At 46.5% G+C, this 12,386-nt stretch carries 10 protein-coding genes; 7 read left to right on the forward strand and 3 right to left on the reverse strand.

What is annotated here, in order from left to right; all coding sequences use genetic code 11:
- Positions 1-174 precede the first annotated feature (174 nt).
- From dsrO to AB4507_RS19080, 5 genes are all read left to right on the forward strand, one after another.
- Positions 175-1,011 (forward strand): sulfate reduction electron transfer complex DsrMKJOP subunit DsrO, encoded by an 837-nt coding sequence (gene dsrO / locus AB4507_RS19060; RefSeq protein ID WP_372158883.1) that lies wholly within the window; start codon positions 175-177, stop codon positions 1,009-1,011.
- Positions 1,008-2,129, forward strand: coding sequence for an NrfD/PsrC family molybdoenzyme membrane anchor subunit (gene nrfD / locus AB4507_RS19065; protein ID WP_372183098.1), 1,122 nt, complete (start codon positions 1,008-1,010; stop codon positions 2,127-2,129). Before dsrO ends, nrfD begins: the two co-directional genes overlap by 4 nt.
- 14 nt (positions 2,130-2,143) lie before the next feature.
- The gene (locus AB4507_RS19070) at positions 2,144-5,236 is read left to right on the forward strand and encodes a tetrathionate reductase subunit A (RefSeq protein WP_372183100.1); all 3,093 of its coding nucleotides are present in this window, start codon (positions 2,144-2,146) and stop codon (positions 5,234-5,236) included.
- A 526-nt stretch (positions 5,237-5,762) separates the two neighbouring features.
- Entirely contained in the window at positions 5,763-6,404 is a 642-nt protein-coding gene (locus AB4507_RS19075) for a c-type cytochrome (RefSeq protein WP_017064226.1), read from the forward strand.
- Between the two features lie 9 nt (positions 6,405-6,413).
- Positions 6,414-7,475, forward strand: a complete 1,062-nt coding sequence (locus tag AB4507_RS19080) for a c-type cytochrome (protein ID WP_372183102.1) — start codon at positions 6,414-6,416, stop codon at positions 7,473-7,475.
- Between the two features lie 143 nt (positions 7,476-7,618).
- On the opposite strand, the gene AB4507_RS19085 is transcribed toward AB4507_RS19080, so the two are convergent.
- Entirely contained in the window at positions 7,619-8,548 is a 930-nt protein-coding gene (locus AB4507_RS19085) for a LysR family transcriptional regulator (RefSeq protein ID WP_017069737.1), read from the reverse strand.
- A gap of 26 nt (positions 8,549-8,574) precedes the next feature.
- Entirely contained in the window at positions 8,575-9,015 is a 441-nt protein-coding gene (locus AB4507_RS19090) for an Lrp/AsnC family transcriptional regulator (protein ID WP_009845852.1), read from the reverse strand.
- A 140-nt stretch (positions 9,016-9,155) separates the two neighbouring features.
- On the opposite strand from AB4507_RS19090, the gene AB4507_RS19095 reads away from it, so the two are divergent.
- Positions 9,156-9,740 carry a LysE family translocator gene (locus AB4507_RS19095; RefSeq protein WP_017058847.1) on the forward strand — a complete coding sequence of 195 codons (585 nt, stop codon included), beginning with the start codon at positions 9,156-9,158 and terminating at the stop codon, positions 9,738-9,740.
- Positions 9,741-9,792: 52 nt separating this feature from the next.
- Here AB4507_RS19095 and AB4507_RS19100 read toward each other — a convergent pair whose 3' ends face one another.
- Complete coding sequence (locus tag AB4507_RS19100; protein ID WP_136979052.1) at positions 9,793-10,182, reverse strand: DUF1294 domain-containing protein; 390 nt, start codon at positions 10,180-10,182, stop codon at positions 9,793-9,795.
- 156 nt (positions 10,183-10,338) lie between these two features.
- Between AB4507_RS19100 and AB4507_RS19105 the strand changes: the two genes are divergently transcribed.
- On the forward strand, positions 10,339-12,111 hold the full coding sequence (locus AB4507_RS19105) for an alpha-amylase family glycosyl hydrolase (protein WP_102394258.1): 1,773 nt from the start codon (positions 10,339-10,341) through the stop codon (positions 12,109-12,111).
- Positions 12,112-12,386: the final 275 nt, after the last annotated feature.

Here is a 12,386-nt window from a genome sequence, read left to right on the forward strand (position 1 = left end):
GCCGCGATGAACCTTAAATAAGCCTCTAAAACAAAGCATAACAGCTAGATTGGTAAAACCACATTTGTTCTAGATCAACTTTGATCTGGGTATGTGGAAATCCACAATACCCCGTGAACGGTCAAAAACTGACAATGAGCCTAACAGATCGAATACCCATTTATAGGTACCTCTATGGACTCATTGAAAAGACGGTTTCTTAGCCAATTCGGCAAGGTTTCCGCTGGTGCTGCGCTCATTCCCATCACCGGAATCAACACCGTAGTCGCAAGCACAGCCATTCGCAATAACAACCAACCTGACCGCAAAGGCGAAGTAGGTAAACGCTACGCCATGGCGGTTGATTTACGTAAATGCGTTGGCTGTCAGGCGTGCACCGTTGGCTGTAGCGTTGAAAACCAAGCGCCAATTGGCCAGTTCAGAACCACCGTAAAACAGTATGAAGTCTCCCTTGATGATGGTTCGACTACTCAACAAGAGGTGAAGTCATTCATGTTGCCTCGTCTGTGTAACCACTGCGACGATGCTCCGTGCATTAAGGTTTGTCCTGTTCAAGCGACCTTCCAACGTGAAGACGGCATTGTAATGGTCGACAACGAACGCTGCGTAGCCTGTGCTTACTGTGTTCAAGCTTGCCCTTACGACGCTCGATTCATCAACAACGACACCCTTACCGCAGACAAATGCACCTTCTGTGCACACCGCCTTGAAGACGGTTTACTGCCCGCTTGTGTCGAAACCTGTGTTGGTGGTGCTCGTGTGATTGGTGACCTCAAAGACCCAAACAGCGAAATTAACCGCCTGCTCAATGAAAACCAAGACGACATAAAAGTGCTTAAACCAGAGCAGAATACCAACCCACATGTTTTCTATATCGGCATGAATGAGCGATTCGTTAGCCACATTGAAGGCCAACCTGCGATTTATGATCCAGCCGCCATCGATAACTCATCCTCTAGCAAACAAGAATTGGCAATCGCGACACAAGGCAAACAAGGAGAGACAGCATGAATATCACTGAGGTGTTAGTCCCCGCTCAAGAGATCGCTTGGCTACCGTGGGCGGTTCAATATTTCTTCTACATAGGTTCAGCCTACGCGGCCGCTATTTTGTTCTTGATTGCACTAATCTTTAAAAACTCAACCAGTCACCAATTCCGTTCTGCCCTTGTGCTTGTGATGGCCATTGGCGCGATTGTTGGACCATTAGCATTAACCGGTGACTTGCACCAACCCGGACGTGCGTGGCACTTCTATGCTCATATTACGCCTTGGTCATGGATGTCATTGGGCTCTTTGTTTCTACCTTTATTTTCTGGTCTGGCTGTCACGACGGCTTGGGTTTACCTGCGTGACGACATCGCACAGCTTAAACAAAGTGAAAACCCATTTCTAAAACGTTTGTCTTGGCTGACGCTAGGTAAATGGCAAATATCATCAAAGCTGATGATTGCACTCGCTGCTGTGACGGCTATTTCGGGCCTAAGCATCGCGCTTTATACGGGCGCAGAGATTGCGATTTTGGCGAGCCGACCGCTTTGGCATCAACCGGCTTCTCCACTACTTTGGTTCACGACCGCATTCTTTGCTGCAACGGGTTTAACGCTGTTGATTTGGGCTCTTCTGCCTTCAAGCAAGCCAAGCTTAAAACCAACAGACCTAGCTCTGATACAAAGAACCATTACCTTAACGGGTGGCCTTGCCATCATTTTCACGTCGATTTGGGCATCTAACCATGGTCACTTCAGCCTGTATGAGAATGACGCTTGGGGCATCAATTTAGGCATCATGACCACCAGCATTTTGCTGTGCATGATCTTGGTTCTACCACTGCAACGCCTATCGCAAAGTAAGCTAGGAATTATCTGTGTTGCGCTTGCGACCATAGTTTCTGCATGGGCGGTACGTTGGGTCACCATGATGGAAGTTCAAACCATTCCACGTTTCGATGTTGGCCCATTCCCTTATGAACTGCCGATGGGTAGCGCAGGATTACTCGGCATTGTTGGTATGTGTGGTCTTTGGTTAGCACTTGCGTTGTTTGCCTCTGAAATCGTATCGACAAAAACAATATCAGCTAAATCAGCTCAAAAAACATCGTCACCACTTAACCGCTCACATAGCTTGTAGTCTGAGGAATCATCATGGATAACAAACGTCGTCAATTTTTGAAAACAGGCCTTGCTGCCGGTGGTGCTGGAGCTTTTGCTGCAGGTTATGCGACAACCACAAAACACATGGTTCACGGTGCTATCGATGGCACCGCGGGTAAGAAAACCAACCACATCCATCACGGTAATTCGCTAGAGACGGAATACAGTGTCGATGAGCAAGGTAAGATCTCGCCGAATCCAAACCAACGCGTTGCACCATCAATGTGTTTTGGTTGCTGGACACTGTGTGGCTTGCGTGTACGTATCGATAATCGCAATGACGAGATCTTGCGTATCTCAGGTAATCCGTATCACCCACTATCAAGTGATCAGCAGATCCCGTTCAAAACACCGGTAAAAGACGCCTACATTGGCTTGTCTGGTGAGTCAGGCATCAATAACCGCTCGACAGCCTGTGCCCGTGGTAACGGCATGTTGGAGATTCAAAACAGCCCATACCGAATCACTCAACCGTTAAAACGTGTTGGTAAACGAGGTGAAGGCAAGTGGGAGCCGATCAGCTACGAACAACTTATCTCTGAGATCACCGAGGGTGGTGACTTATTCGGTGAAGGTAAAGTTGAGGGCTTACGATCGATTCGTGACATCGAAACACCACTCGATCCAAACAACCCTGAATACGGTCCCAAAGCCAACCAATTGTTGGTGACGAATGCTGGTAATGAAGGCCGTGATGACATCTTGAAGCGCTTTGCATTCAACAGCTATGGTACACGAAACTTCGGTCACCACGGCTCTTACTGTGGCTACGCATTCCGTGCAGGTTCTGGCGCGATCATGAACGATCTAGACAAGTTCTCGCACCTAAAACCCGACTTCAACAACGCAGAGTTCATTCTTTTCATCGGCATGTCTCCAGCTCAAGCGGGTAACCCGTTTAAGCGCCAAGCGAGACAATTGGCTGAGGCTCGTACCAACGGAAAACTGAGCTACACCATTGTGACTCCAAGCCTTCCGGCAGGATCGTCAAGCCTTGCGGCGGGCGATCGCAACAACTGGCTACCGATCAAACCGGGCACCGATTCAGCATTAGTTCTGGGCATGATCCAATGGATCATCGACAACCAGCGCTACAATCACGACTTCTTGTCTCGCCCAAGTGCGCAAGCGATGAAGCAAGCAGGCACCACACACTGGTGTAATGCATCTCACCTTGTGATCAGTGACGAGTCGCACCCACAAAATGGGCGTATGCTTCGTGCATCGGATATAGGGTTGCTAGAAACAGGCGAACCGATGTCTGACGATGACGGATTTATTGCACTTAATGTGACAACGTCACTATTAGCATCACATCTTCAGGTGAATGAAGCGGCTCTGTTCGTCGATCAAGACGTAGAAGTTGATGGTCAGACTGTTCGTGTTAAGTCTTCTCTGCAAAGATTGAAGGAAGAAGCCTTCAAATACGACCTTGCTTACTACAGTGAGCAGTGTGAGATCCCACAAGACCAGATTATTGCACTGGCAAAACGCTTCACCAGTTACGGTACAAAAGCAGTCGTGGATACTCACGGTGGAAACATGCACACCAACGGCTTCTACAACTCGTTCTCTATTCTGATGCTGAACGCGCTGATCGGTAACATCAACGCGAAAGGCGGTGCGATGGCGAAAGCGGGCGGCTACCCGACTTCGGTTGCTGGTCCACGTTACGACTTTACCAAGTTTAAAGGTAAGACTAAGCCTCAAGGTGTATTCTTGTCCCGCAGCAAGTTCCCGTATCAAAAAACTAGCGAATACAAACGTCGCGTTGCCGCAGGCGAGTCACCTTACCCGACCCGCGCGCCGTGGTACCCAATATCAGCTCCGCTTTTAACTGAGCACTTATCAGCTGCGATTGACGGTTACCCTTACCGTGCAAAAGCGTGGATCAACCACATGGCGAACCCACTATATGGTGTCCCAGGCTTAGACAACCTGCTAGGCGAGAAGCTTAAAGATCCCAAACAGCTTGGCTTGATCGTGTCTATCGATGCCTTTATCAATGAAACGACTGCCTTATCGGATTACCTAGTGCCAGACACAGTGACCTACGAGAGCTGGGGCATGGCAACACCTTGGCATGGTGTCGCGACCAAAGCGATCACCGCTCGTTGGCCGATTGTTGAGCCTAAAACTTCCCGCACTCAAGACGGACGTGCCATCAACCTAGAGAACTTCTTTATTGATCTAGCGAAAACGCTTGGCCTAGGTGGCTTCGGCGACAACGTAATCAAAGACAATCAAGGTAACTGGCACGGTATTCATAGCGCTGAAGACTTCTACCTGCGCTCGGCTGCTAACTTAGCGTTCGTAAAAGGTGGCGTGCCGAATGTGGATGCGGAAGATATTGTTTGGTCTGGTCTTGAGCGCCTAGTGCCTGTGATGAACAAAACGCTCAAGCCTGAAGAGATGCTCAAAGTAGCGTACATTTTTGCGCGTGGCGGTCGTTTTGAAGACGCAACCAATGCCTACACCAATGAAACCATGAAGTACAAATGGACCAAACCATTGGCTATCTGGAATGAAAAGCTCGGTACTTCTCGCAACACCATCAGTGGCGAGCAATACATGGGTTGCCCTACATGGTATCCACAAAAACTCGCGGACGGAACGCCACTAGCAGAGCAGTTCCCAGCAAAAGAGTGGCCGTTCACCCTAACCAACTTTAAATCCAACATTCACAGTGCGGTGTCTAACTTATCACCACGCTTAGAGTCGATCAAAGGAGTGAACCCAGTTTACATTCACCCGCAAGACGCCTCTTCTGCTGGTATCAAAACAGGCGACGTATTTGCCATTGAAACACCGAGTTCAACCACACACGCGTTGGCGATGGTGATTGATGGCATCAAACCTGGAACATTAGGCTTTGAACACGGCTTTGGACACAAAGAGCTCGGTGAACGCGCACACTGGATTGGTGACGCACAACAACCAGTGAAGATGAAGTCGAACGATGGCGTTAACATCAATGATATAGGCTTGATTGACCCGACGAGAGAAGGCAAAGGCGTCATGTTAGATTGGGTTGTAGGAGCAGCAGCCAGACAAGCGCTTCCGGCTAAGATCTACAAGGTCTAGCTTAAACTCAGCAAGCTATAACTTAATCACTGATTCAAAACACTTCCTTATCTGATTTGCAGATTAGAACACAACAGGGCAACTTCGTCATTCGAGGTTGCTCTGCTTTTTCGTCCCCTTGATCTAGAAAAGCAGCCTATTTGGATAAACGTCCAATCTACATAAAGTACCCAATCTAGATAAAGCATCCGCTCTAGATAGAGTAATCAACCCAAAGCCATTAGGTAATCTTCATTTCACCACAACTTTTTTAGCCCGCATCCATAAAGCAGCTATGCTTATACAATCGGTGCCATAAAAGAGCCTTAACAAGCAGTTATACCGAGGCGAACATGGCAGTTCCCTTGCATTTCATAAACGGCAGTTGGATCAACCTATCGAAGTTCACATCAATACCATTATGGTAACTGAGGTTATTAATGTGAGACTCACCTCAAGTTCCAAGTGAATTAATGTGGAAATCCACAATAGCGCGAACAACCAATTATGTCGAAAATGCGTGCATTACAACCAATAGCGACGCCTCATGACTAAGCTGACAATTAAAACTCAAACTCTAACGCTTTGCATCGCTGCTCTAGGAAGCCTTTCTTTATCCGCTTTTGCACAAGCAGCACCCAATCCAATGCCAGAAGCCGCAGAAACTTGTAGCGGCTGCCATCAAGCCGACGGTAAAGGCATGCCCAACATTGCCCCTATGCTTGCAGGGCTCAATGCTGACTATCTAGAACATCAACTGGTTCTGTTCTCAAGTGGTGAGCGTCAAAGCGCGATCATGAAGGGAATGGCTGACGGTGTATCTGATCCCGCTGTTCGTCGTGAGGTCGCAGAATACTTTGCATCACTACCTTCATACGAATTTACCGATTTAGAGCAGCGCGGCTCACAGGCTGATATCGATAACCCCTATCGTAAACTTGTATTCCAAGGCGATTGGGATAGAAACATTCCAGCCTGTGCAACCTGTCATGGGCCAAGCGGTATGGGCGTAGACAAATTCCCGCGCCTAGCAAGCCAGCATGCCGACTACATTCAAACTCAGCTCAACGCTTGGAAAAACGGTACTCGTAAGGGTGATGATTTGAACATGATGGGCAATATCGCCGGTAAGTTGACCGACGATGAAATCAAAAACCTGTCTTACTACTTCGCATCTTTCCGATACTAAAGGGCTCGCATGAAAACATTACTTCTAATTACCGCAACCCTTGCCTCTGGAATCGCTTATGCCGAAGCTGAGTTGCCAGATCGCCAAACCGAACTGCCAGCCGTTGAGAAGCCTCAAGACAACAAATATCTGGTGCCACGAGACTTGGTTGATATCCCTGCTGGGGAATTTGGCGACAAAGTAAAATTGGGGTACTCGCTGTTTGTCGATTCACAACAGATGCGTGGTACGTTCGTAGGCAATGAACAAAACTGTGTCAACTGCCACATGCAAGCAGGCATGAAGCCTAACGCAGCACCTCTTTGGGGTGCGTACATGGCCTACCCTGCGTATCGTTCTAAGAACGACAAGGTAAACAGCTACGCAGAGCGTATCCAAGGTTGCTTCACCTACTCAATGAATGGTCTGCCACCGGCCGAGGGTTCAAAAGAGATGGTCGCACTGACGGCTTATTCATACTGGCTGGCGATGGGCGGCATCTTAGATAAGAACGGCATGCAAGATACACCCGTTCCTGAGATTAGCGATGCCGACTTACAAGTCGGTGGTAAAGCTGAAAGCTTCCCTCTTCCGGAAGAACTGCTAAGCAAATACCCAATCGATGACCGAAGCAAACTGGCAGGTCGTGGCTATCCTAAGATTGCTAACCCTGAACAAGAGCCATCGATAGCGCGTGGCGAAAAGGTTTACCAAACCAGCTGCCAAACCTGTCATGGTCAAAATGGTGAAGGTATTAAAGGATCAGACAGCCGTTCATACTTCCCACCACTGTGGGGCGAAAACGCGTATAACTGGGGCGCGGGTATGCACCGGGTGAACACCGCTGCCTATTTCATCTATGAAAACATGCCGCTTGGAAAGAGCCAGCAACTTTCGATTCAAGATGCATGGGATGTGGCTGCATTTGTGAATAGTCATGAACGCCCACAAGATCCTCGATACAAGGGTGATGTTGCTAGCAATGCTAAGCGCTACCACAATCACCAAGGTTACTATGGCAAAGAAGTTGATGGTCATGTACTGGGTTCAAAAGCCTACCCAAGTGGTAAAGAAGTGATTCATGAGCATTAATAGGTATTAGTGAATATGAGCCGTTCACGCCAGCTATAGCTAAGCTTTACATTGTAAATCAGTGATAGCCGGAACAATTAAAAAGGAGCCAGATCGTGTGACGATCTGGCTCCTTTTTTATGTTTGAACGATTAGAAACACAACTAACCTTGCTGCATCTTCTCCCAAATGGTCGGAGAGCCAATATAATCTTGAACTGTAGTAATAAACTCTTTGACCAGCTTGGTCTGTTTACGGTGCGGATACACAGCGTAGATTGCAGTATCAATCGTTGAAATCGGGTAATCTGGAAGCAACGTAACCAAGCCCAGATCTTTCATTGAGGCATACAGGTTTGATTGGTCAAGGAAGCCATAGCCTAAGCCATCTTTTACGCAAGAGACCATGGTGCGAACATCACTCACCTTATAGTTGCCACGAATCGTCAGGCTTTGAAAGGTATTACCATACGGCTCTTCACTGATACGCAAGTGATCGACTGTCATATCGCCATTGGTATAAATCACCGCGGGTAGCGCGAGTAGATCTTGTGGCGTCTTCGGCTCTCCGTGCTCCTTCACAAAATCGTTCGATGCGACCAACATGAAGTTACTGTCGGCAATCTTCTTCGCAATCAAATTCGATTCAACAAGCTTACTGAAGCGAAACGCGATATCAAACTGCCCGGCAATGATGTTGGCGATCTTATCGTCTAATGAGAGTACGATCTGAACATCTGGGTACTTTCTCATGAACTGAGTGATGATAGGTTGCAAATATTGCTGCCCAAAATAGATCGGTGAAGTAATTCGTAGCACACCTTTGGGTTCAGACTGGTATGAATCTGCAATTCCTTGGATCTGATTGATAGTGTCTTTCAGCACATAGGTTTGTGCGAGAATATCTTCCCCGGCCGACGTCAACGAAAACGAGCGTGTAGAGCGGTTAAGCAGCTGAACACCTAAATCTTGCTCGAGCTTTTTGATCTGTTTAGAGAGTGATGAGTTGTCCATATCGTGCAAGGTTGCCGCTTTGGTAAACGACCCTTGTTGAACCACATCTAAGAACAATAACAACTGATTGGTATTTGGCACTGCGCCTCTCCTGAAATAAAACTCGACTAGCGTTCGTCTTTAGGGGTATCCATCACAACCATAGTCGTAATAGATTGCACCTGAGCACATTCCCCAAGCACATCGGCATGAAACTTCTTATAGCCCGGTAGATCTTTGGTTTCTACCCTTAGCAAGTACTCGTTGGCACCGGTAATGTTGTGGCACTCCACCACCTCTTTTTCCATACTGACATGCTGTTCAAACTCTAGTTGAGCCGCTTTGCTGTGGCTCGATAAACCAATCGAAACGTAAGCAATAAAGCCAACGCCCATCAGGCCATTATCCAGAACTGCACGGTAACCTTGAATGATCCCTTTACGCTCAAGATCTTGTACTCGCCTTAAGGTCGCTGAAGCCGACAAACCAATTCGTTCAGAAAGCTCAATATTGGAGATTCTGCCGTCCAATTTAAGCTCTTGCAATATCCTTTCGTCAAATCTATCCATAAGTACTTATTATTGTGCATTTAGTGATAATAGAGGAAATAAAAGCACATAATTGCCTCACTTTCCACCTACTATGTTTCTCAACACGTGAAAGTCATGACCGGTCAGTCACTTCGTTCATTTTTTGCTGGAGAACCATAATGCCTTTAGAACAACTTAGCGCACTTGCCTTGTTTGCGTTCGTCTCGACCTTCACACCAGGTCCAAATAACATCATGCTCATGACATCAGGAGCAAATGTTGGCTTTGCCCGTACTATTCCGCACATGCTTGGCATTGCTCTAGGGTTTGCAGCCATGTTGCTGCTAGTTGGCTTCGGTTTAATGGGCATTTTCAACGCTTATCCGGTTACTCACCAAATCTTGAAATACCTAAGCCTTGCTTACCTCGTGTACCTTGCAATTAAGATAGCATTGAGCGGCAAAGCGAAAAGCACCGAGGCTTATAAGCCAATGACCTTCATCGGCGCGGCAAGTTTTCAGTGGGTGAACCCGAAAGGTTGGTCGATGGCGCTGACGGCAATTTCAGTCTATAGCAGCGGCAGTTCATGGTGGGAGCTTGCGATCATCGCAGGTATCTTCACGCTCGCCAACTTACCATCCGTGACATTCTGGACAGCGGCAGGTAAACAACTGCAACACTGGTTAACAACACCAGTCCGTATCAAAAGCTTCAACTACGGTATGGCAGGCTTGCTGTTAGCCTCAACGATTCCGATGTTATAACAAAATAGCTTTCCTATGATGGTTAGTAAGTGATTACTAGCCATCAATTTCATTACAAGTATCCAATAACCTCGCTAAGCCAACGTCCAAACGTCGCCTGCCCGCTCGGGGTTAACGTCCACGCAAACGCCGCAACATTCACTGCCACTGTCACCCAATATATGGCTCTGAACGGCTGCTTCTGCGTTTTATGACGCAGCTTATCTTGAGCAATCAACGCCCCTAGCCAGCCACCAGCAACAGAAAAAATATGCAGAGTTTTCTCTGGCACACGCCAATTGCCATTGATCGCTGCTCGCTTGTCCTTCGCGTACACAAAAAACGTCACGAAACCGATAACCAAATACCACACCAACAGCGCTTTAGAACTTTCCGCAAACAACACAGACACCGCCACCAGAACCAAATAGGAGATAACGATTTGAATAGATGAAGACAACATGACTCCTTTTGAGCAACAGCTCACATACTGTAGCAATTACGCCCTGTAGATTTTGATAAGGATGAGTAAGGCATATTGTAATTCGGTTAGCCTGCAAAGAATAAACAAGCCCTTTCATCCCTACATAACATGATGGAAGTTAAAGGAATTATAAATATGTACAACCAAAAGTACGCCATCTACCAAGTTTTTACGCGTTTATTTGGCAATAAAAACACCCAACATGTTCCATGGGGCACAATCGAGCAAAATGGCGTCGGTAAGTTCAGTGATTTTACCGACAAAGCGCTGTCTGAAATCCGCAAACTCGGTATGACTCATATTTGGTATACCGGAGTGCCACATCATGCGCTCATCAATGACTACAAGCACCTTGGTATTTCAGACGATCACCCTAGCGTGGTAAAAGGCCGTGCGGGATCACCATATGCCGTCAAAGACTACTATTCCGTAAACCCAGATCTCGCAGACAACCCTGAATGCCGACTAGAGGAGTTCGAGGCACTAATCAAAAGAAGTCACGACAATGGTTTAAAAGTGATTATCGATATCGTACCGAATCACGTTGCGCGTCATTATAAAGGCTTAAACAACCCAGAAGGTGTCAGTGACTTCGGCGCTCAAGATGACACAACGCTGGAATACCACAAAGACAATAACTTCTACTACATTCCCAACAGCACCTTTGAATTGCCAGACATAGAGCCCGCCTTTACGCCGCTAGGTGGTGAACAGCATCCCAACCTAAACTCCCCGTTTATAGAGACGCCCGCCAAATGGACAGGTAACGGCTCACGTTTAGCCAAGCCTAGTTTCGATGATTGGTATGAAACGGTGAAAATCAATTATGGCATGCGACCAGACGGTTCAAAAGACTTCCCTGAACTACCGAGTGACTATGCTCAACGCAATTACATGGATCATTTCCGTTTCTGGGAATCTGTTTATGTGCCTAACTCTTGGGCTAAATTCCGAGATATCGCCTTGTTTTGGTTGAATAAAGGTGTTGATGGGTTTCGCTACGATATGGCTGAGATGGTTCCAGTCGAATTTTGGAGCTACCTTAATTCATCTATAAAGATGAAAAACCAAGATGCCTTTTTAATGGCTGAGGTGTACCAACCGGACTTATATCGCGACTATATCCACTTAGGCAAAATGGACTACCTCTATGACAAAGTAGATCTGTACGACGGTCTAAAAGACATCATGCTAGGCAATACTTCCACGGCTATCATCCCCAAAATCCAACATCAAATGATGGATATTGAACATCACATGCTGCACTTCTTGGATAACCATGATGAACAACGCATCGCGTCTCCTGAATTTGTAGGTGACCCAAATATAGCGAAGCCTGCAATGCTAGTCAGCGCGTTATTGAGTAGTTCTCCAACCATGATCTACTTTGGGCAAGAAGTCGGCGAACCGGGCGCGGAGAATGCAGGCTTTGGACAGCCCTCACGAACTTCCATATTTGACTACATCGGAGTCCCACAACACCAAAAGTGGATGAACCACGGCGCATTCGATGGCGGGCTATTAGACGAAAACGAAAAGCAGCTGCGTCACTTCTATCAAAAGGTAATGAACTTTTCGCTAGAGCACTCATCGATAACAGGTGATTACCAAGACTTACACCAGTGCTGTAACTTAAGTGATTCAGTCTACGCATTTCTGCGCTCTGACCACCAAGAGCTAACCATTGTTGCAGCTAATTTCAGCCAACATACCACTGAAAATATTCACTTTAAGATTCCAAGTGATGTAATCCAAAAACTCAAATTAGTTGATGGTCGTTACATACTCAATGAATATATTGAAGGCATAGCGCAACAAGTGCTCGACATTGAGAACAGTGTTGGCAGTTTTAATATTGAATTGAAACCGCTGGCGTCTTTGGCTTGGGTGTTATCCTTAAATGGATGATATACCTATCAATATAAATTACCGCACAGCTCGCTTTTAGCTAATTGATAAATAACTTAATTTCCACATTAAATTAACACTCTCTCAATTCGATATATTACTCACAATAATAAGGATGAGCTCTCATCCTTATTAACTACGCCTAGCCTCTACGCCTTACATTATTGATATTATGCAAATGAGTCATTGATCCAATAAATTTAACTTAAACCAAATACAAAGCGTGATATTGACACTAGGTTTCCTATTTTTATATATTAAAAATAACTTTATAC

This window comes from Vibrio sp. 10N.222.54.A3 (assembly GCF_041474095.1).
Taxonomy (GTDB): domain Bacteria; phylum Pseudomonadota; class Gammaproteobacteria; order Enterobacterales; family Vibrionaceae; genus Vibrio; species Vibrio crassostreae_C.